Source organism: Saccharospirillum sp. HFRX-2, assembly GCF_043196805.1.
In the GTDB taxonomy this organism is placed as follows: Bacteria; Pseudomonadota; Gammaproteobacteria; order Pseudomonadales; family Natronospirillaceae; genus Saccharospirillum.
In genome coordinates, this window is the sequence record NZ_JBEBMU010000001.1 from 524,496 (window position 1) to 542,569 (window position 18,074).

Consider the following 18,074-nt stretch of genomic DNA (forward strand, 5'->3'; position numbering starts at 1 on the left):
GTTCAGCGCTCCTGTGCTTGCTTGCTGCGATTGCCTTCGACGGAACGCCCGCCGCCCAACATCATCTGTGCGAATTCTTGTTCGCTCACACCGCTCATCTGACCACCGACGTACTGCATGGAATGGCCGTCGAAGATGGCGAGCTTGAAGGTGTAGTAAATGTTGCCGCCCAACTGCAGCAAACCCAGCCAGTCGCGTTCCAGCACGGCTTGGCGTTGTTCGGGGGTCAGCTTGAAGTTATCCAGATAGGCCGCTTCGTCTTTGCGGAACGCCTCCCGGTTTTCTGCTTTGTTCAGGGACATACAGAACATGTTCAGGTGATAGCCCTGACGGCAGTGCCGGCCATCCATGACGTAGGTGCCAGGAATGTCCATGTATTCGCGGTCTTCGCGGTTCATCGGTTTCACCTCTTGAGCGTGGTCACTTCTAAGTGAGTGATCCTAGGGGTATTCGTTCCCAGTGCATTTTGCGTTGGCATTATTTTAGGGCGTACTCAGCTGCCCTGCGCTGGAATAGGGTGACAATGAGCCTAGTTAAGGGCACAATCTGGAACAACCTATAACAATAGGACGTTTCGTTCGTGAAGTGGAACATTGCCGATCTGCCCGTCTTCGTTGCTGTGGTTGAACGCGAAGGCATATCCGCTGCTGCTCGAGCCTTGCGCATGCCCAAATCGAGTGTCAGCCGTTTTATCCAGCGACTCGAAGACGACCTCCAGGTGCGTCTGCTGGAACGTAATTCCCGCCAGATGCGCATGACCAGTGAAGGTGAAATCTTCTACAAGCATTGCCAACTGATCATGGAACAGATCGAAGTCGCCGACGCCCAGATGAATGGTCTGACGCATACCCCCAGTGGCGAGCTGACGGTGTCGCTGCCGATGGCGTTCAGCCGGCATATTCTGGGCGGTCATCTGAACCGTTTTCATGAGCAGTATCCGGAAATTCAGCTGAACATTCAGGTCACGCCGACGACGGTGGATCTGATTGGCGATCACATCGATCTGGCGGTTCAGGTGGGCGATCTGCCGGATTCGGAACTGATTGCTGTGCCGCTGTTCGAAACACCGCTGGTGTGGGTGGCCAATCCGAAAACTTTCGCAGCCAATCATCGTTTCGACAGCCTGGAAGACTTGCTGGCGGAAGTGAAAGTCTGTGAACGACGCTACAACCGCACGCCCCTGTTGATCCGTCATCACGGCGAGAAGCAAAAAGCCGAGATCGACGCCCCCATCGAAACCATCGATCCCATTATGGTGCGCGATACCGTCGCTGCCGGCACCGGCATTGGCTTGCTGCCGCGCATCTACTGCGGCGATATGATCGACGCCGGTCAATTGGTGGAAGTCGGTCGTGAATACGCCCTGGATGCGCCGGCCAAGGCGTCGGCGGTCTACACCAGCCGACGCATGCTCAGTGCCAAAACCCGACTGTTTATCGAGTTCCTCAAAGAGTTGACCGAAGGCTGGGGCTGACCGAAGCTGAGCCTTCGATTGAGGGCGAGGACTGAGCGATGCAACTGACGCTGGCGTTCGACATCTACGGAACATTGATCGATACCCGCGGTGTGGAAGCGGAACTGTCGACGCTGGTCGGCAGCGCCGCCGCCGAAGTCAGCCGCAGCTGGCGTGACAAACAACTCGAATACGCCTTCCGACGTGGCCTGATGGGCCGCTACCAACCCTTTTCTGCCTGTACCGCTCAGGCACTGGATTACGCTCTGGCGTTTCATCGTTGCAGCCTGACCGATAAACAGCGTCAGCAATTACTCACCAGCTATGGTCGCTTACCCGCCTTTGCCGATGTTGCTCCGGCGCTGCGCCAATTGAGCGACGCCGGGCATCGACTCTGGGCCTTCTCCAACGGCCAGGCTGCAGCGGTGGAGACCTTATTGGCTGGCGCTGGTTTGCCGGCTGTCTTCGAAGGCACGGTCAGTGTCGATGAGATCCAACGCTTCAAGCCCGACCCGGCTGTTTATGCCCATTTTCTGCAGCGCACCGGCGCCCGCTCCGATGCAACCTGGCTGGTGTCGTCCAATCCCTTTGATGTACTCGGTGCCCGTTCTGCCGGCTGGCAGGCTGCCTGGGTGCAGCGCTCGGCAGCGATACCCTTTGATGACTGGGAATGGTCCCCCACTGTTGTTGTCGAGCGCCTCGATGTGTTGGCCGGTGCCTTGCCTGACTGAAGGTTTGCAACAGCGGAACGCACTGTCCAAGGCCCCGCAGGGACGGCGAACTGAGTATGCTTGGCGCACAACAAGAGGGGAGGCCCAATGAGCCAAGAACTGACCGAATTGGATCGCTGTCTGATCCACCGTGCGGTGGAAGAGCTGATCATCCGTACCGGCAAAACCATCGACAGCAAGGACTTCGCGTCCCTCGATCAATGCTTTCATGCCGATGCCCAACTGTTCCGACCCACCACGCCCGATCCATTGATCGGTCCGCAAGCCATAGCGGCGTCCTATGAGCAGAACCCGGCGCAGCGGTTGAACCGTCATCTGGTTTCTAACCTGAGTGTGAAGATTGATTCTGCCAGCCAGGCGCGGGCGCATTGCTATGTGACGCTTTATTCCAGTGACGAAGGCGACCAGGCGGAAGCCGTTTTCGGTGCACCGTTGCACCGCTGTCTGGTCGGCGAATTTCACGATACCTGCGTCAAAACTGACGCCGGCTGGCGCATTCTGGAGCGTCGCGCCAGCTTCACCCTGAAGATGCCGGTAGGAGAAACACTGTGAAACCAACCCTGATGCTGCTGCCTGGTCTGATGTGCGATGCGCGCGTTTGGCAACCGCAGATCGATGCCCTCAACGATGCCTGGGATTGCCGCGTCCCCGACTACGATTTCGCCGACGATCTGGGCGCTATGGCCGACCATGTGCTGAAGGAAGCCCCGGAAACCTTTGCGCTGGCCGGCCATTCGATGGGCGGTCGGGTTGCGTTGGAAGTCATACGGCGAGCGCCGGAACGGGTGTTGCGACTGGCGCTGCTCGATACCGGCTACAAGGCCCTGGCCGACGGCGACGCCGGTGAGCGTGAAGTCGCCGGCCGCATGCGCCTGGTCGAACTGGCGCAGCGCGAAGGCACCCGGATCATGGGCGAAGACTGGGTGCAGGGCATGGTGCATCCGGATCGGCTCAGTGACCAGCCGCTGATCAATGCCATTGTCGAGATGATCGGCAGCAAGACGGTCGCCACTTTTGAACGTCAGATTCATGCGCTGATTCATCGCCCTGATGCCACCGAGGTGCTCGAAGCCATTCGCTGCCCGACCACCTTTATCTGCGGCAGCCACGACAGCTGGAGCCCGCTGGAACAGCACCAGGAAATGGCCGATCAGGTACGTCACAGTCGTGTCGTCGCTATCGAAGCGGCGGGTCATATGAGTACCATGGAACGCCCCGAAGCGATGAATGAGGCGTTCTGGCAATGGCTGAGCTGACATCGATCGATATGCAGCCCATCGGCTGGGTTCGCGGTGGTCGCACCCAGGCGACCAAAGACGGCTGGGCTGGCAATCGTTGCCGGCTGGAATTACGCGCCGATCTGTTCGGCCCCGAAGCCTTGGCGGGCGTCGCTGAGCTGTCGCATCTGGACGTGCTGTTCTGGTTTCATATCGATGCCGATGAGGCCGTTGAGACCGGCGCGCGTCATCCCCGCGGTAACACCGATTGGCCAAAAGTCGGCATTTTCGCCCAGCGTGGACGCATGCGACCAAACCGCATCGGCGTGTCTTACTGCAAAGTCGTCAGCGTGGATGGCTTGAACATCGAGGTGGAAGATCTGGACGCGGTGGATGGCACGCCACTGCTCGACCTGAAACCGGTGTGGCGCGAAACCTTACCGCGCGGCGAGATTCGTCAGCCCGACTGGGCCAGTGAATTGATGGGGAAGTATTACTGACGGGAGACGCTGAACGGGAGACGGGAGACGCCGGGTTAGCGGTATTAGCGTCTCCCGTCCGGGCGGCGCACTGCTCCCGTTAAGCGTTCAGCGGTTATGAACAAACGGATCGTCGCCGTGGTTGTGCACCAGGTCGTCATCGGCTTCGCTGGCCACTTCGTCGGTTAATTCTTTGAACCGCGACATCAACTCTTCCAGCGTCTGGCGTGATTGCGCCGACATCTCTTCCAGCGAAACCCCCAGGGCGTACAGGCTGGGGTCGTTTTCCTGATCACACCAGCGCACCCGGGCGCAGAAGTCCATCTTGCCTTCGCCCATGGTATTGCGTGGCAGCTCGACGCTCAGTGCCAGGCGGGTGTCGGGTGCGAACTCGGCATTGCCGATCAGCATCATGCCGTCGAGGGTGACATCCACCAGATGACCGTTGAACCAATGACCCTGGTCATCCTGGGCTTCGGCACGCAGACGATAGATGAACCGCGTTCTGTCCTTACGTCTCGAATCCATATCAGGCCTTTTGGGATGAAGGGAAGGTCGCCACCGAAGCCTGGGAGCCGTGGCCGGCGCTCGCCTTGCCGCTGTGTTCCAGGCACCGACGTACCACCAGAGCGGTCATGTCGTCGTCCTGCTCCTGCTGATATGCCTTGACGCCATCCAGGACGGTGCGGGCAATGTCTCCCGGTTGGCCGCTGATGCCTTGCCGGAACAGTTTTTCCAGATTCTGTTGACCGAACATTTCGCCGTGCTCTTCACCGGCTTCGGTTAAACCGTCGGTGAACAGCAGCAGCGTATCGCCAGGTTCGATGGTCAGCGTCAGCGAATCGATCAGGCCGCGCAGGTCATCGGTGATGCCCAGCCAGGTGCCGGTGGTCGGCTGAATTTCCAGGCTGTTGCTGGAATAACGGTGCACCAGAATATCCTGATGATGGCCGGCGATTTCGATGATTTCGTCACCCAGCTTGAGGATGGTCATGGTCATGTAGTGATCCGAACCCAGCCGGCCGACGTTTTCGCGCAGCGCAGCATTGATGGTTTCCAATGCCCGCACCGGTGAACAATCGGGTTCGGCCTTGAGCAAGGTCATCAGGCTGGTTTGCACCATCATCATGATCAGACCAGCGTTCAGACCGTGGCCGGCGACATCACCAATGGCGACATAGCGGGCACCGGTTTCGGTCTCAAACACTTCGTAATAATCGCCGCCGACTTCCTGCGCCGGTTCCATCAGGGCAGCAATGTCGTAGCCGGAGATGTTCAGTTGGCGTGGCAGCAGTGACATCTGAATGCGTTGCGCCAATTCCATTTCGCCCCACAGCGAGTCCCGCGCTTCTTTAAGTTTGATCAGCAATGAAAATTCGTTGGCGATCAGACGGTGACGCAGTTCGTTGATCGACACCGCCAGAATACCGCTGCTGCACAGGAAGAAGAGGTTATTGACCAGCAGACGGCCGTCGTAGGGTTGCGGGTGGGCGAAATTCAGTCCCAGATACATGCCGATAATAATCAGCGTATTCAGACCGGTATGTTTGCCGCGCCAGGGCAATAACAGATTGACGCCGATAATGACCAGAATCAGACCAACGTAATAACCATTGTCAAAACCACCCAGATGAACCGTCATCAGGGCGATAAAACCGCCGATTTGGAAGGAGGCAAAATAACCGTGGAAATAAGACAGCGGACCGGGCTGGGTGCGGCTGAGGATAACAAATTGCAGTAAAATCAAGGCGGTCGATAAACCGCGATACAACGCAAAGAGCGGAATCAGTTCGTGCGGTAACAGGATAACGTCGAGCACGAAAAACAACGGCACCAAACCGGTCGCCAGAAAAGCCACAGTACGCAGCCAGCCATGGACCAGTTCGGTTTGATAGGCATCGAAGTCGGTGTGCTTAACTGCTTCGTCGACGTCCGGGCCGTATTGTTGTTCTAAATCTCGGCTCAAGATTCCCGTTTCCGTATGCGTAGCATCATTTGGACGCCAGTATCGTCAAATTCGATCCAGGTTTGCGCGCCCTCAAGGCCATCTGCCAGCGCCGTAAAACTGTCTTCGGTGCGGTAGATAATGGGCCAGTCTAGCCAGTAATCCATATAGTAGCGACTCGGATTACTTTCATGGAAGTTGCCGATCGCCATTTCACCACCGGGCAGCAACAATGCATAGAGTTTTCGTAATACTGCACTGGCCACCGGTGGTGTTAAATAATCGAACAGTCCCATCGAATAAATAAAATGGAAATCACCCCAGCGTGCTTTCAATTCACGCGTCGATAACAGGGTGCGCACCGACTCGCGGATAAAATCCACCGACAGCTTACCATCGAGCCGCGTTTCAATCGATTCCACCGTTTTACCCGCTTCAAACAGGGCGGCCGGGTCCTGGTCGAGCAAGGAAGCGTGAATGCCCGCGGCGTCTTCGGGGTTGATATAAATATCCGCCAGTTCGCGCGCCGGACCACAGGCAACCGACAAAAACTTGAACGGTGCTTCGACACTGTATTGGGGCCAGCGCGGCAACTGCGCACGAATCAATTGCGGAATAATTTCGCGTCGGTTGCGGACCGCCTGAGCGCCCGGCGCGGAAACCGGATGCTTGTGCAATAACTTGCCGAAGGTGGAGTCACCTTCATAAGTATTGCGATAACACATGGCCATCATTTCTGAATCGCCAATATAGCCGCGTGGTTTGAGGTTGGTGCGGGCAATAAAGGGAGCGCACAACAAATCACCCCAGATCAGCTTGCGCAGATAATAGCCATGATGGCTGTGCTGCTCGCCGTCAAAGCCAGCGATCAAACCTTCCAGACGCTGAATATGCTGATCGATGCATTCGTGCAGTTGCGGACCCAGACTGGCCAGAATGCCGGCCTGAATGCGTTCGGCGACCTCGGGCGGTTCATTGGCGTACTCCTCATCAAGTCGGTCGAAGAGGTTGTGATAGATACTCAGGTCGTAGGCAATGTCGGCGACGTGTTCGCGAAAGGCCGGGTCGATGTTGTCTTTGTAACCCAATACCAAGGGCAAATTGCGGGCGGTGTTATCGAGCACATCGATGCGGCCATCAAACAGCAGTTTTTTGAAATCGTGAATGTTCTCCAGCGCCACCAGACGAAAATCATCGCCCTCGATTTCCGGTGCCAACAGTTCACAGCGGCCGGTTTCGATGGTGAGGATTTCCGCATTCAGAGTGAGGTGATCATAAACACCGAGCGGCGCTGGCGGCTGGTCATCGACAAAGCGCAACCACAGCGAATACTGGGAGGCGTAGCGCATCGCCACCTCGAAGCTGTGGTCGCCACGCAACAGCCGCCCACTGAGTGTGGTTTTTTGGCTGTCATCAACCCTACTGTCCGCTTGCGGCGTGGTCATCAGACGGCGCCTCCGTCGATGCGAATACGCTCGTCCGGGGTTTTAAAAATGGTCATCGCGGAAAACGAAACAGTTTGCCATTTTTGCTGGTTGTCATAGCAAATGGTCAGCGCCTGCTGGCCCAGACGGGCTTTTTCCAACACCTTGATCACCGGCGCGAAGGACGACGAATTCATATAGGTCACCTGGCGAAAATCCAGCACCAGCCGGAGGCCGCTGTCAGCGCTTGCTTCCATGGCGGTGGCGAAGATCGGCATCAGCGTATCGTTAGCATCGCGGATAATGCACTTGCCCATCAATTCCAGGGTCAGAGTCTGATCTTCAATGATGCGTGAAATCTTCAAAGTGCCATCGTCGAAAACAGCGTCCATAGTACTCATAGTGGAACCTCCGGTTGGCGGTTGAGCGGAGCGCGGTTGAGTGGCGCCAGGGCAGAAACGCTCAGTCGGTCGTTATCATCCAAAATAAAATCGATATTGGCGCGGCCTTCGTAGGCAATGCGGACCAGCCCCAGACAGCTGCGTGCCATATTCAGTGGTTCACGGGAAATTTCCCGGATGCGTTCCAGGTACGCCTGGTAAGGGTCCTGAACGCCACGAATCCATTGCAGGGTACGATCCAGTTCGGCCAGGTGGGGTCGGTTATTACTGTTGATGGCGTTGTCGACCTGAATGCTGATGTCCGCCTCGGTGATGGTCACGCTCACTTCGATGGTTTCGCCTTCGCTGCCATATTTGATGCTGTTTTCCAGCAGTTCACAGATGACCATGGTGTAGGTGTCGATGGCGGTTTCCGGCAGGTTGGTCTGACGCAGAAATTCCTGCGTCTGATCGTTGATGCGCGCGATTTCATGCCAGTCCGGTTGAATACTGAATGTCAGGACGTCGTTCATAGTGGCGTTATTCCTTCAGGATCGACGAGCAAAGTGTCGCGCGCCGCCAACTCAGCAATCGCACTGGCTGGTTCGGGGCGACAAAACAAGAAACCCTGGATAAAGCGGCAGCCATAGGTTTGCAGTTGCATCAGTTGTTCTTGACGCTCAACGCCTTCCGCGACGACGGACAAACCAATGGCATCGGCCATGGACATGATAGAACCCACGATGGCACTGGTGACCGGATCGGTCGCAATGTCATCGATGAAACTCTTGTCAATTTTCAGGCGATCAACCGGCAAGTGTTTCAGGTAAGCCAAAGAGGCGTACTTGGTGCCGAAGTCGTCAATCGATACGGTGATGCCCAGTTCGCGTAAGCGATTGAGATGATCGATAACGTCTTCGCGTCCTTCTATCCAGACGGCTTCACTCAGTTCCAAGTCCAATCCATCGGCCGGGAAACCGGTTTCCTTTAGGATGTTCTGCACCCGGCTGACGAACTGGGTGTCGCGCAGTTGTTGCGCTGAGACGTTAACACTCAGTTTGCCGAAACGGATGCCTGCCTGTCGCCAGGCGGCGCCTTGTTGGCAGGCGCTGCGTAATACGTGCTCGCCCAGGGGTCGGATCAGCCCGGACTCTTCGGCGATGTCGATAAAGGTGCCGGGTCCGAGCAGACCTTCACTGGGTGAATCCCAGCGTGCCAGTACTTCAAGTCCGCTGATGCGGCCGGTCTGCAGATCAACGATGCCTTGATAACGATTGACGATTTCGCCGTCTTCGATGGCCCGACGCAACTTGGCCTGACGGGTCAGACGTTCGCCCATATGTTCGACCAGACTTTCTGAGACCCGCTGATAGCCGTTTTTGCCGTTGGCTTTGGCGGCGTACATGGCGCTGTCGAGCAGACGCAGCAGTTTTTCACTGCTCTGGCCGCGTTGATAATCGCTGATGCCGATGCTGGCGGTGAGAAAGAATTCCTGATCTTCCAGCGTGACCGGTTCGGCGATGCGCGCGAGAATTTGCTCGGCGATCTGGTTGGCGCTGTCGAGGTGATCGAGGTGACGCAACAGCAGCAGAAACTCATCGCCACCCATGCGTGCGACGGTATCGCTTTCGCGCACGCAGGCGACAATGCGGTCGGCGACGATGCGCAGCATTTCATCACCGGAACGATGGCCAAGGTGGTCGTTAACCAACTTAAAACCGTCCAGGTCGATCAACATCAAACCGATGTTTTCGCCGCTGCGATCGGCCGACGACATGGCCTGAGACAGACGATCATCAAACAAGCGACGATTGGACAGGCCGGTTAACTGATCGTAATGCGCCATCTGAAACAGCTGCTCTTCGGCTTCTTTTTGCCGGGTCACGTCGGTCAGCACCGCGATGTACTGACTGAGACTGCTGTCTTCGGCGCGCACTTCGGTGATGGACAGCCACAGTGCGTAGCGGCTGCCATCGCGACGCTGACCCCACAATTCTCCCTGCCAGCTGCCTTTGGCCATTAAGGACTGACCGACCGAGGCCATAAATTCAGGGTTTTCTTCTTCCTCGGCATGAAAGGTGGCGGTCTCACCGAGCACTTCGCCCGGTTGGTAGCCGGTAATCTGCGTATAGGCGGGGTTTACATCGATGACCCGAAGATCCGGGTCCATGATCAAAATGCCTTCCAGCGCCGATTCGAACACCCGGGCATTAAGCTCTATTTTTTCTTCGCTCTGACGGCGAGAGGTGACGTCGATACCAATGACGCTGACTTGATTGGAGGCGGGCAGAGGCAGGAACAATAAGGCGATGCTGACCATGCCGGCGGAGAGCGTTGTTTCCTGCGTTTCACCGCTGTTCAAGGCGTTGAGAGCGGTGCTTAACCAGGGATCGGTGAGGCGCTCGCCGGGACTGACACCCCACTGATACTGCACCAGCCAACTGCCGGCGTTGGCATCGATCAGAGTGCCGTCGGCGTCGAGCAGCAGTACCGGGCAAGGATTATCCTGGGCGTCCTGAACGAGGCTGACGGGCATATCATTCAGCCGCTTGACGCCTCTCGATGTGTCCATGCCCGTCCTCCGGATCCAGTCACTCAATCGACTGGCCCAACATCATTGATTGCTAATAAAAAGTAGCAGAGCTTCCCGGGTGCTACAACGTGAATTAGTTCACATTCGGCCGATCCGGGACGGACCGGACCGGCCGTCGGCTTCAGCGCTGCGCAATCAGCAACTGTTCCATTTCGTGCAGGCTTTCCATCGCCGGCAGGCACTGGGCCACGCTGGAGTTCGGTTCGCGGCCGTCACGGATGGCGCCGATGAATTCACGATCCTGCAGCTCAATACCATTCATGGAAACGTCGACCTTCGATACATCGATGGGGTTTTCGTTGCCGTCCACCAGATCGTCGTAACGGGCGATGTAGGTGCCGTTATCGCAGATGTAGCGGAAGAAGGTGCCGAACGGACCATCGTTGTTGAACGACAGCGACAGGGTGCACAGCGCGCCGGAAGGCACTTTCATGCCGATGCTCATGTCCATGGCGATGCCCAGTTCCGGATGGGTCGGGCCTTCCATCGCCTGCACCTGCTTGGCTTTTTCGCCGGTCTGGTACTGGAACAAATCGACGGTGTGGCAGGCGTGGTGCCACAGTAGATGGTCGGTCCAGGAACGCGGTTTGCCCAGAGCGTTCTTGTTGGAGCGACGAAAGAAGTAGGTCTGCACATCCATCTGTTGAATCTTCAGCTCGCCGGCCTGGATCTTGTTGTGAATCCACTGGTGGCTGGGGTTGAAGCGACGGGTGTGACCGGCCATGGCGACCAGGCCGGTTTCCTGCTGCACCTTGACCAGTTCGCGCGCGTCTTCGATGTTGTCGGCCATGGGGATTTCCACCATGACGTGCTTGCCGGCTTTCAGGCATTGAATCGCCTGGCTGGCGTGCACCTGGGTCGGGGTGGCGAGAATAACCGCATCGACGGCGTCGTCTTTCAAAGCGTCGGCCAGGTCGGTGTAGTAGTTGTCGATGCCGCGTTCTTTGGCGAACTCAGCTACGCCGTCCTGATCACGGCCAACAATGGAGTGAACTTCAACGCCGTCGATCTTGCTCAGGGCGTCCAGATGTTTCATGCCGAAGGCGCCAGCGGCACCGGCTACACAGAGTTTCATATCAATCCTCCGTTAAGGGTTGGAGTTTCAAGGCGGAAATCAGGGCATCGGCGGTGACTGCTACATCGTCGTTCGCCGCCTCAGCCAGGTTCAGTTCACCCAGCCGGCGTTGCCAACTGACCGTCCGTTCGGACAGCGGTTCGGCCATGCCCAGTTCATTGAGAAAATGACAGACTTCGGTCATCTCGGCGGCGCGTCGGCCACCGTGGTTAAGCATTCGTTCCAGGTTGTAAGCGCTGCGCTGCGCCCAGTCGAAACCGGGGTGAGATTGGTTCAGCGACGCCAGCACTTTGTCCTCGACGCCGGCCAGACGACCGGCCAGCACGCATTCAGCGGTCAGTGCTTCCAGGCCTTTGACCATGATTGAACGCACCATCTTCACCGACGAGGCTTTACCGACCGGGCCGGCTTGTTCGGTGGCGTTCATATTCAGGCGGTTCAAGGCGTCCAGCGCCGCAAAGCTGTGCTCGCCGCTGACCAAGAGCGGCGTGCGGTTGCGCGCCGGCAGCACCGGGGCCATTACCGCCACATCGACATAGCGACCGCCGCCCTTGCTAATGGCGGCGGCCGAGCGTTGCTTGGTCTGGGGCGCGCAGGAGTTGCAGTCGAAAAACAGCGCTTCGGAGCTAAGCAGCGGCGCGGCTTCGACGGCGACAGCATGAGCCTGGTCGGCGGTGACCACGGAAATGACCAGGTCAGCACCGTCCAAGGCTTCGGCCAGGCTGGCGCACCCGATCACGTCACAGCCTCGCAGACGGTCGTCGATTTCGCGATTCGCCTGGATATCGAAGGCGCGAACCTCTGCCAAGGTGCTGCGGTCCAGGCTGCTGGCGAAAGCTTCCGCGGCTTCGCCGAAGCCGATAAAGGCCAGTGTCAGATCGCGGCTGCTCATGGTGGCGTCCTCTCAGCGCTCCCAGTAGAGGCGCATCGGGTTGTCGATTAACAGCTTCTGGCGCGCTTCCTCGGTGGTGGCGATGCGCGGAATCACATCGACCAGCACGCCGTCGTCCGGCACATGCGATTTCATGTTCGGGTGCGGCCAGTCAGTGCCCCACAAGACGCGATCCGGGAAGCGTTCGACCAGGGTACGCGCGAAGGGCACGACGTCGTCGTACTCGGGGCCGTCGATGGTCAGGCGTTCCGGGCAGCTGACCTTGGTCCAGATGTTGGGGTTGTCTTCCAACAGTTGGATAAAGGACTGAAAACCAGCGCCATCGATGCCTTCGCTGACGTCGGGACGGCCCATATGGTCAACCACAATAGTTGTATCGAACTTGGCTAACAGCGGCTTCAGACCTTCCAGATCGGGCGCTTCGAAGTAGACAACGATGTGCCAGCCGAGTGGTTTGATCTTTTCATAGATCTCCAGGAAGTTTTCCCAGGGCGTGTCGTCGACCAGCCGTTTGACGAAGTTGAAACGCACGGCCCGTACGCCGGCGGCGTCCATCTTCTGCAATTCTTCGGTGGTGACTTCCTTGCCGACAAAAGCCACGCCGCGCGCCAGCTCGCCGGCGCTGTTCAGCGCGTCGACCAGGGCGTCGTTGTTCTTGCCGTGGCAAGACGCCTGGACGATGACGTTGCGGCTGAAACCGAGGTGATCGCGCAGTGCGAATAATTGTTCTTTGCCCGCATCGCAAGGCGTGTATTTGCGTTCCGGCGCGTAGGGGAATTTGTCTTCCGGTCCAAACACATGGCAATGCGCGTCGACGGCGCCAGCCGGTGGTTGGTAGTCGGGTTTTTTCGGGTTGGGGTGAAACGGCAGATAGCCTTCACTAATAGGCATGTTTTTGCTCCTAACCGGACAAGTTGCCGATTGCTGTATCAATGCTGTGGGTCCGGCCCGGCCGGCCATCACCCATTAGGGGTCGGCGTAAATCCGTCCCTGGAGCCTAGGCCTCGGCATCCATGCCTCGGACTTCCCCTAATGAGTGATGGCCAACCTGACCTCAGTTCGTTGCACCGTTTAGGCGAACACGGTGCCGTCCATCAATTTGCGCGCAGTGCGCAAAATGGCGGCGCTTTCGACATTGCCCTGGTCGTCACGTTTCAGTACCACCGTGGTTTCGCCACTGGGGTGTTCAATCGCCATATCGTCGCCGCTGATCTGGGCAACTTCGTGTGCGACTGAGCCTTCAATGGCGCAGGCGGTTGCCACCGACACCGCGCCTAAAACGCCGATGGAGGCGTGGCAGCGATGCGGAATAAAGGTGCGCGTGGAAATCACGCCGCCATTGGTCGGTGCGCTGACCAGACTCATCTTGGGCACGGTCTTTTCGGTGACATCACCCAGATTCATCAGGTAGCCCGCCTGTAGACGGATTTTCTCCAGCCGCGCTTTAAGCTCGTCATTGGCGTCCATTTCCTCGCGCGTTTCGGTACCGCTGATGCCGAAATCGCGGGCGCGCAGCAACACCGTTGGCATGCCGTTATCGATGCAGGTCACGCGCGTGCCTTCGATGGTGTCGTAGGCGTTGCCGGTTGGCAGAAGAGCGCCGCAACTGGAGCCGGCGGTGTCTTTAAAGGTGATCAGCACCGGCGCCGAAGTGCCCGGTACACCGTCGATGCGGGCGTCGCCGTCGTAGCTCACCTGGCCGTTGGGTGTCTGAATATTAGCCACCGCCACCTGGCCGGTGTTGGCCATAAAGATGCGCACTGGGGTGACATCATTTTTGGCTTCTACCAGACCGCGCTCCAGCGCAAACGGGCCAACGCCGGCGAGCATATTGCCGCAGTTCTGGGCGTCGGTGACGATGGCTTCATCGATCAGCACGTACAGAAACAGATACTCGACATCGACGTCGGGCTTATCGGACTTGCTGACCACGGCAATCTTCGAGGTCAGCGGATCGGCGCCGCCCATGCCATCAATCTGACGCGGGTCGGGCGAGCCCATGATTTTCAGCAGGAAAGCATCGCGTTCGGCGGTGTCTGAGGGCAGGTCGTCCGCTAGGAAGTAGCCGCCCTTGGAGCTGCCGCCGCGCATCCACATGCAAGGCGCAGACTTAGACATATTTCAGTCCTTTCTCTTTCAGGCGCGGGCGCATGTCGTAGATATCCAGGCCCAGTTCGCCATTGGCCAGACGGACGCGTTTCTCTTCCTCTTTGGCCATGCGCTCGCGGGATTTTTCCAGTACTTCGGCGGCTTCCTCGCGACGCACCACGCAAACACCATCGTCGTCGGCCACGATGATGTCGCCCGGGTTAACCAGCTCACCTGCGCAGACAATCGGTACGTTCACTGAACCCAGCGTCTCTTTAACGGTGCCTTGGGCAAAGACGGCCTTGGACCAGACCGGGAAATCCATCTCGGTCAGGTCTTTGGTATCGCGAACGCCGGCATCGATGATCAAACCAACGCCACCACGCGCCTGCATGGAAGTCGCCAGCAGGTCGCCGAAGTAGCCGGCGTTAGAAGGAGAGGTCGGTGCCAGCACCAGAATATCGCCGGCTTTTACCTGCTCGATGGCGACGTGCACCATCCAGTTGTCGGCCGGTGGCGCGGAGATGGTTACCGCCGACGCGGCCAGCATCTTGCCCTTGAAAATGGGTTTCATGTAATCGGCCAGCAGGCCTTTGCGACCCTGGGCTTCATGCACAGTGGCGACGCCACATTCGGCCAGTCCGTCGATGATGGCCTGATCGGCACGCTCAATGTTTTGTACGACAACACTCATGGCAAATGCTCCTCTGTTGAGACGGGGCGGTCGGGGTAAGGCGGTTGCAGGTCACCCGGCCGCCGGTTTGCAAGCGGGAATGTCTGGCCGGCGCCAGGCCGGACCTTGGGCTAGATCAGCCCCAGTGCCAGTACCGGGAAGGCGATCAGCAGCGCCAGCCGCACGATGTCGGACAGTACGAAGGGCACTACGCCTTTGAAAATTTCGGTAATGCGCACGTCTTCCGACACCGATTTGATGACGAAAACGTTCATGCCGATGGGCGGCGTAATCAGCCCCAGCTCCACGGTGATCACGGTAACGATGCCGAACCAGATCGGGTCGAAACCGGCCTGCATTGCCAGCGGATACACAATCGGCACCGTCAGCAGCAGCATGGCAATCGAATCCATCACCATGCCCAGCACCACATAGAGCGCCAGGATGGCGAGCAGAATCATGAAGGGTGATAGGTCGAGATGAGTGACGATCTCGATCAGCGTCTGGGAAATACGCGACACCTGCAGGAAGTAACCGAACACTTCGGCGCCGATGACCATAAAGAAGATCATCGTCGACATGATCAGCGTTTCCTGAATCGCATCGACAAAATCTTTCCAGGTCATACCGCGGAACAGGGCGATGATCAGTGCACCGGCGGCGCCGACAGAGGCCGCTTCTGTGGGCGTGAAAATACCGCCGTAAATACCGCCGATGATCAGCGCGAAGATGGCGCCGAAGGGAATCAGACCTTTCAGGCCGGCCAGTTTTTCGCGCAAATTAGTGGCTTCACCGGGTGTCGCCAGTTCGGGTTTCAGGGCAACGGTCACGGCGATGGCGACCATGTACAGCGCCAAACCAAGCAGACCGGGCAGGATGCCGGCGATAAACATGTCACCGACCGATTGCTCAGTCATCAGACCGTACAACAGCAACGCCAGTGACGGCGGAATCATGATGCCCAGCGTACCGCCAGCGGCCAGCGTGCCGGTGGCCAGCGAGGCGGCGTAGCCGTTCTTCTTCATTTCCGGCAGCGCCACCTTGGACATGGACGCCGCTGTCGCTAACGAGGAGCCGGAGATGGCGGAAAACACACCGCAAGAGGTCACTGCCGCCAACGCCATACCGCCGCGCCAGGCACCGAATAAGGTCTTGGCGCCGTGGAACAGTTCCGCCGACATCCGCGCTTTGGAGGCGAATACACCCATCAGAATAAACATCGGAATGGGACTGAAGTCGTAGGAGGAAATGGTTTCAAAAGTACCGTTTTCCAGAATGGAAATCGCCGGTTTAAAAGCAATGATCCAGCCGAAGCCGACAAAGCCGGTGACGCCCATAGCCAGGGCGATGGGCATGCGCAGCGCGATCAGGCCGAACATGCCAGCGACGCAGAGGAAGCCGATGATTTCAGAACTCATGACTCACTCCCGTCGGTCAAAAAGAATTCTTCATACGCCAAGGCAAAGCCACGCAGGCCGAGCATCAGCATGCCGATGGATGCCAGGTAATAGATGTATTGCATCGGAATCAGCAAATCTTGTGAGGTTTCGCCATTCATGGCGGCACCCTGGCCGGACTTGATCATCAGCCAGACCATTAATAATCCGAACACACCGAACAGCAGGGTGTAGAAACCCTTGAGCCGCTCTTTCATCCATTCTGGGAGGTTGTCGGTAAACAAATCGACCACCACCTGGGCGCGCGGCAGGGTATAAGGCATGCAATACGCCAGCGACAACAACATGCCCCAGCGCACCAGTTCAAAGCTGCCGGTAAAGGTCAGATCCACACGGCCACCGGTCAGGCCGAACAGGGAACGCAGTAAAATTTCAGCGAGCACGACCACCATGGTCGCGATCAGGATGACGCCGGCAGCCAGGTTCAGGCCGTAGGCGGAATGTCGTATCCAGTCAATCAGGGTTCGCACGGGAGATCTCCGATCAGCACGAGAAGACGATGGTAAAGGGGCGGCCGTAGCCGCCCCTTGCAACGTCGAGCTGGTTAGATGGCGCAGTCGCCGCCAGCCAGTTCCAACGCACGCTCATAGGTAGCGCGTGCCGGCAGACCACGGGATTCCAGGTCGTCCAGGTAGGCCTTACGACCGGCTTCGATGGCCGGAGCCCAGGCCGGGTTGGAAGTGCCGCCTTCGATCTGGATGATTTCATCACCCATCTCGACCGCTTGCGCACGACCACGGACGTCGAGGTCATCAAACACCTGACCGGCTTTAGTCGCCCAATCCATACCCGATACAGCATCGATCACGGCTTTGTTTTCAGCCGACAGGTTGTTGTACACATCCTTGTTCATGGTGACCACGAACGACAGGGTGTACAGACCACCGATTTCAGTGTGAGTGTCGGCCAGCTCGTTCAGACGGAAAGACAAAGCGCCTTCCCACGGCAGAGCCACACCGTCGATCACGCCACGCTGCATGGAGGTGTAGGATTCCGGTGCCGCCATACCGACCGGCTGAGCACCCAGTTCACGCAGAATGTTGGCGACCACGGTGGTCGGACGACGGATGCGCAGACCTTCCAGATCGCTCGGCTCACGAATGGTGGTGCCGTTGATGTGGAAGCCACCCGGACCGTGAGTGAACAGGAAGATCGGGTGAGTATCGGCGTACTCGTCGGCGATCAGACCTTCTTCCAACAGGCTTTGCACGACGCAAGCGCCTTGCTCACCGCTGTCGACCACACCCGGCAGCTCAACGACTTGAGTCAGCGGGAAACGGTTGGCGGTGTAGCCCTGAACGGTAGCGGTGACGTCCATAATACGGTTGGTCACTGCATCGTACTGAGCCGGCGGTGCTGCCAGGGCGCCGCCCGGGTAGACTTCGACTTCAATACGGCCGTTGGACTGTGCTTCGACGGTATCCGCCCAAACCTGCATCAGATCAACGTGTGGGCCTGCAACAGACGGCCACAAGTGACCGACGCGCAGGGTGACATCCGCGGCCTGGGCAGAGACGGCGGAAGCGGCCAGCAGGCCGATGAGGGTGGTGTGCTTAACAAACTTCAGCATTGTCAGTTACCTCATTGTTCTTGTTATAGGAGCAAGCTCCTACAGTGCTTCGAATGCGCTGTTAACGAAAAAGACGACTGCGACGGACGGCCGGTTC

At 58.0% G+C, this 18,074-nt stretch carries 20 protein-coding genes; 5 read left to right on the top strand and 15 right to left on the bottom strand.

From position 1 onward, the window contains the following. Positions 1-2: 2 nt before the first annotated feature. Positions 3-398: a protocatechuate 4,5-dioxygenase subunit alpha gene (gene ligA / locus ABMA60_RS02640; RefSeq protein ID WP_392798280.1), complete on the bottom strand. Its 396-nt coding sequence runs from the start codon at positions 396-398 to the stop codon at positions 3-5. Positions 399-580: 182 nt separating this feature from the next. On the opposite strand from ligA, the gene ABMA60_RS02645 reads away from it, so the two are divergent. The 5 genes from ABMA60_RS02645 (at position 581) to ABMA60_RS02665 (ending at position 3,901) form a co-directional block, all read left to right on the top strand. After that, the gene (locus tag ABMA60_RS02645) at positions 581-1,474 is read left to right on the top strand and encodes a LysR family transcriptional regulator (protein ID WP_392798283.1); all 894 of its coding nucleotides are present in this window, start codon (positions 581-583) and stop codon (positions 1,472-1,474) included. Positions 1,475-1,512: 38 nt separating this feature from the next. Further along, positions 1,513-2,184 carry a haloacid dehalogenase type II gene (locus ABMA60_RS02650; RefSeq protein ID WP_392798286.1) on the top strand — a complete coding sequence of 224 codons (672 nt, stop codon included), beginning with the start codon at positions 1,513-1,515 and terminating at the stop codon, positions 2,182-2,184. Between the two features lie 87 nt (positions 2,185-2,271). Then, positions 2,272-2,736, top strand: a complete 465-nt coding sequence (locus tag ABMA60_RS02655) for a nuclear transport factor 2 family protein (RefSeq protein WP_392798289.1) — start codon at positions 2,272-2,274, stop codon at positions 2,734-2,736. After that, on the top strand, positions 2,733-3,440 hold the full coding sequence (locus tag ABMA60_RS02660; protein ID WP_392798292.1) for an alpha/beta fold hydrolase: 708 nt from the start codon (positions 2,733-2,735) through the stop codon (positions 3,438-3,440). Before ABMA60_RS02655 ends, ABMA60_RS02660 begins: the two co-directional genes overlap by 4 nt. After that, a complete protein-coding gene (locus tag ABMA60_RS02665; protein ID WP_392798294.1) occupies positions 3,428-3,901 on the top strand; it encodes an SAM-dependent methyltransferase in 474 nt (157 codons plus the stop codon). Before ABMA60_RS02660 ends, ABMA60_RS02665 begins: the two co-directional genes overlap by 13 nt. 87 nt (positions 3,902-3,988) lie before the next feature. Here ABMA60_RS02665 and ABMA60_RS02670 read toward each other — a convergent pair whose 3' ends face one another. The 14 genes from ABMA60_RS02670 to ABMA60_RS02735 all read right to left on the bottom strand — a co-directional run bounded on the left by ABMA60_RS02670 (position 3,989) and on the right by ABMA60_RS02735 (position 17,977). After that, entirely contained in the window at positions 3,989-4,408 is a 420-nt protein-coding gene (locus tag ABMA60_RS02670) for a PilZ domain-containing protein (RefSeq protein WP_392798297.1), read from the bottom strand. A gap of 1 nt (position 4,409) precedes the next feature. Next, a complete protein-coding gene (locus ABMA60_RS02675) occupies positions 4,410-5,846 on the bottom strand; it encodes a PP2C family protein-serine/threonine phosphatase (protein WP_392798300.1) in 1,437 nt (478 codons plus the stop codon). Further along, positions 5,843-7,270, bottom strand: coding sequence for a class I SAM-dependent methyltransferase (locus ABMA60_RS02680; RefSeq protein WP_392798304.1), 1,428 nt, complete (start codon positions 7,268-7,270; stop codon positions 5,843-5,845). Before ABMA60_RS02680 ends, ABMA60_RS02675 begins: the two co-directional genes overlap by 4 nt. After that, entirely contained in the window at positions 7,270-7,650 is a 381-nt protein-coding gene (locus tag ABMA60_RS02685) for a hypothetical protein (protein WP_392798307.1), read from the bottom strand. Before ABMA60_RS02685 ends, ABMA60_RS02680 begins: the two co-directional genes overlap by 1 nt. Continuing rightward, positions 7,647-8,162 (bottom strand): hypothetical protein, encoded by a 516-nt coding sequence (locus tag ABMA60_RS02690; RefSeq protein ID WP_392798310.1) that lies wholly within the window; start codon positions 8,160-8,162, stop codon positions 7,647-7,649. The genes ABMA60_RS02685 and ABMA60_RS02690 overlap by 4 nt, the downstream gene beginning before the upstream one ends. After that, positions 8,159-10,201, bottom strand: a complete 2,043-nt coding sequence (locus ABMA60_RS02695) for a putative bifunctional diguanylate cyclase/phosphodiesterase (protein ID WP_392798312.1) — start codon at positions 10,199-10,201, stop codon at positions 8,159-8,161. The genes ABMA60_RS02690 and ABMA60_RS02695 overlap by 4 nt, the downstream gene beginning before the upstream one ends. Before the next feature lie 142 nt (positions 10,202-10,343). After that, entirely contained in the window at positions 10,344-11,297 is a 954-nt protein-coding gene (locus ABMA60_RS02700) for a Gfo/Idh/MocA family oxidoreductase (protein ID WP_392798315.1), read from the bottom strand. A gap of 1 nt (position 11,298) precedes the next feature. Next, a complete protein-coding gene (locus ABMA60_RS02705; protein ID WP_392798318.1) occupies positions 11,299-12,189 on the bottom strand; it encodes a DUF1932 domain-containing protein in 891 nt (296 codons plus the stop codon). 12 nt (positions 12,190-12,201) lie between these two features. Then, positions 12,202-13,080, bottom strand: a complete 879-nt coding sequence (locus ABMA60_RS02710) for an amidohydrolase family protein (RefSeq protein ID WP_392798320.1) — start codon at positions 13,078-13,080, stop codon at positions 12,202-12,204. Between the two features lie 180 nt (positions 13,081-13,260). Next, a complete protein-coding gene (locus ABMA60_RS02715; RefSeq protein ID WP_392798322.1) occupies positions 13,261-14,307 on the bottom strand; it encodes a 4-oxalomesaconate tautomerase in 1,047 nt (348 codons plus the stop codon). Beyond that, a complete protein-coding gene (locus ABMA60_RS02720; RefSeq protein ID WP_392798326.1) occupies positions 14,300-14,971 on the bottom strand; it encodes a 4-carboxy-4-hydroxy-2-oxoadipate aldolase/oxaloacetate decarboxylase in 672 nt (223 codons plus the stop codon). The genes ABMA60_RS02715 and ABMA60_RS02720 overlap by 8 nt, the downstream gene beginning before the upstream one ends. Positions 14,972-15,081: 110 nt before the next feature. Then, positions 15,082-16,368 carry a TRAP transporter large permease gene (locus tag ABMA60_RS02725; RefSeq protein WP_392798329.1) on the bottom strand — a complete coding sequence of 429 codons (1,287 nt, stop codon included), beginning with the start codon at positions 16,366-16,368 and terminating at the stop codon, positions 15,082-15,084. Next, on the bottom strand, positions 16,365-16,877 hold the full coding sequence (locus ABMA60_RS02730) for a TRAP transporter small permease (RefSeq protein ID WP_392798331.1): 513 nt from the start codon (positions 16,875-16,877) through the stop codon (positions 16,365-16,367). Before ABMA60_RS02730 ends, ABMA60_RS02725 begins: the two co-directional genes overlap by 4 nt. A 74-nt stretch (positions 16,878-16,951) precedes the next feature. After that, on the bottom strand, positions 16,952-17,977 hold the full coding sequence (locus ABMA60_RS02735) for a TRAP transporter substrate-binding protein (RefSeq protein ID WP_392798334.1): 1,026 nt from the start codon (positions 17,975-17,977) through the stop codon (positions 16,952-16,954). Between the last annotated feature and the right edge of the window lie 97 nt (positions 17,978-18,074).

What these genes read in the sequence shown, in the direction of transcription:
- ABMA60_RS02710 (WP_392798320.1), bottom strand. Translation starts at nt 13,080, where the DNA reads ATGCCTATTAGTGAAGGCTATCTGCCGTTTCACCCCAACCCGAAAAAA.
- ABMA60_RS02725 (WP_392798329.1), bottom strand. Translation starts at nt 16,368, where the DNA reads ATGAGTTCTGAAATCATCGGCTTCCTCTGCGTCGCTGGCATGTTCGGC.
- ABMA60_RS02705 (WP_392798318.1), bottom strand. Translation starts at nt 12,189, where the DNA reads ATGAGCAGCCGCGATCTGACACTGGCCTTTATCGGCTTCGGCGAAGCC.
- ABMA60_RS02680 (WP_392798304.1), bottom strand. Translation starts at nt 7,270, where the DNA reads ATGACCACGCCGCAAGCGGACAGTAGGGTTGATGACAGCCAAAAAACC.
- ABMA60_RS02685 (WP_392798307.1), bottom strand. Translation starts at nt 7,650, where the DNA reads ATGAGTACTATGGACGCTGTTTTCGACGATGGCACTTTGAAGATTTCA.
- ABMA60_RS02670 (WP_392798297.1), bottom strand. Translation starts at nt 4,408, where the DNA reads ATGGATTCGAGACGTAAGGACAGAACGCGGTTCATCTATCGTCTGCGT.
- ABMA60_RS02720 (WP_392798326.1), bottom strand. Translation starts at nt 14,971, where the DNA reads ATGAGTGTTGTCGTACAAAACATTGAGCGTGCCGATCAGGCCATCATC.
- ABMA60_RS02650 (WP_392798286.1), top strand. Translation starts at nt 1,513, where the DNA reads ATGCAACTGACGCTGGCGTTCGACATCTACGGAACATTGATCGATACC.
- ABMA60_RS02665 (WP_392798294.1), top strand. Translation starts at nt 3,428, where the DNA reads ATGGCTGAGCTGACATCGATCGATATGCAGCCCATCGGCTGGGTTCGC.
- ABMA60_RS02735 (WP_392798334.1), bottom strand. Translation starts at nt 17,977, where the DNA reads ATGCTGAAGTTTGTTAAGCACACCACCCTCATCGGCCTGCTGGCCGCT.
- ABMA60_RS02695 (WP_392798312.1), bottom strand. Translation starts at nt 10,201, where the DNA reads ATGGACACATCGAGAGGCGTCAAGCGGCTGAATGATATGCCCGTCAGC.
- ABMA60_RS02700 (WP_392798315.1), bottom strand. Translation starts at nt 11,297, where the DNA reads ATGAAACTCTGTGTAGCCGGTGCCGCTGGCGCCTTCGGCATGAAACAT.
- ABMA60_RS02715 (WP_392798322.1), bottom strand. Translation starts at nt 14,307, where the DNA reads ATGTCTAAGTCTGCGCCTTGCATGTGGATGCGCGGCGGCAGCTCCAAG.
- ligA (WP_392798280.1), bottom strand. Translation starts at nt 398, where the DNA reads ATGAACCGCGAAGACCGCGAATACATGGACATTCCTGGCACCTACGTC.
- ABMA60_RS02655 (WP_392798289.1), top strand. Translation starts at nt 2,272, where the DNA reads ATGAGCCAAGAACTGACCGAATTGGATCGCTGTCTGATCCACCGTGCG.
- ABMA60_RS02690 (WP_392798310.1), bottom strand. Translation starts at nt 8,162, where the DNA reads ATGAACGACGTCCTGACATTCAGTATTCAACCGGACTGGCATGAAATC.